1 pseudogene is annotated in these 482 nt (G+C 27.4%); it reads right to left on the bottom strand.

Going from position 1 to position 482, the window contains the following annotated elements:
- A pseudogene (locus DRF60_RS21315) lies at positions 1-482 on the bottom strand (hypothetical protein); the annotation flags it as partial.

Here is a 482-nt window from a genome sequence, read left to right as displayed (position 1 = left end):
CGGATTTTTGGATTTATTTCTTTTAAGTTTTTTACGAAATTCGGATAGAGTTCTTCAAATAATACTAAAAATTCAGGACTGTTATTTTTAGCCAGAGAAATTAATTCATTGAATTGATTTTCGTTGGCTTTTTTGCTAATACTTATTTTTTCCGATTCTAATTTTTGTTTTTCCTTAATTAAGATATCTTTTTGAAGTATAAGCTTTAACTTCTTTTTCTTCATCTTTTTGTTTCTGAAATAAAAGTAGATCAGAGAAATGAGAAGAATGAGAAGAGTTCCACTAGCAATGGAAGTAAATTTTATAGCCCTTTCTTTTGCGATTCTGTCTTCTCCTTTTTTTTCATCCAATATTAAATCAACTGCTTTTAAAAGCCCCTTATTGTTTACATCATTATATTGAGTATACTCTTTTTGATATTCAGTATAATATTTTTCCCTGTTTTTCTCATCACCTAAAGCTTCGTAAATACGGTACATATT

Source organism: Chryseobacterium elymi (genome assembly GCF_003385495.1).
GTDB classification, from domain to species: domain Bacteria; phylum Bacteroidota; class Bacteroidia; order Flavobacteriales; family Weeksellaceae; genus Chryseobacterium; species Chryseobacterium elymi.
The sequence above is the reverse complement of the archived record's forward strand: the minus strand, read 5'-3'. Positions and strand labels throughout refer to the sequence as shown.